General features: G+C 41.6%; 2 tRNA genes and 1 rRNA gene. All 3 read left to right on the plus strand.

Annotated elements, in window-relative coordinates:
• Positions 1-99 (plus strand): 16S ribosomal RNA (locus KTJ72_RS06995); the annotation flags it as partial.
• A gap of 87 nt (positions 100-186) precedes the next feature.
• Positions 187-261, plus strand: a tRNA-Ile gene (locus KTJ72_RS07000).
• 37 nt (positions 262-298) lie between these two features.
• Positions 299-371: transfer RNA gene (locus tag KTJ72_RS07005), tRNA-Ala, on the plus strand.
• Positions 372-515: the final 144 nt, after the last annotated feature.

Consider the following 515-nt stretch of genomic DNA (forward strand, 5'->3'; position numbering starts at 1 on the left):
TAACCTTTTAGGAGCTAGTCGTCTAAGGTGGGACAGATGATTAGGGTGAAGTCGTAACAAGGTAGCCGTAGGAGAACCTGCGGCTGGATCACCTCCTTTCTAAGGAAATTTCGGAAACTTACATTAGGTTCATCAATCTTATTCAGTTTTGAGGGATTTACCTCTCATATGATTCTTTGCTTCTTTGGGCCTATAGCTCAGTTGGTTTAGAGCGCACGCCTGATAAGCGTGAGGTCGGAGGTTCGAGTCCCCCTAGGCCCATCGACCTCACAGGGGTCACAATCATATTTATATTTATGGGGAATTAGCTCAGCTGGGAGAGCACCTGCTTTGCAAGCAGGAGGTCAGCGGTTCGATCCCGCTATTCTCCATTGACACGTAAGTGTCATACTTGGTTCTTTGAAAACTAGATATTATTTAATTTCTATATTGAATTTGTATAAAAATACAATTTCAACCGAGAACACCGCGTTATTTTGAGTTTTAAAATATTAGTTTATTCGTAAATACTCAAC

Origin of the sequence: Apilactobacillus waqarii (assembly GCF_019061205.1) — a bacterium.
Taxonomy (GTDB): domain Bacteria; phylum Bacillota; class Bacilli; order Lactobacillales; family Lactobacillaceae; genus Apilactobacillus; species Apilactobacillus waqarii.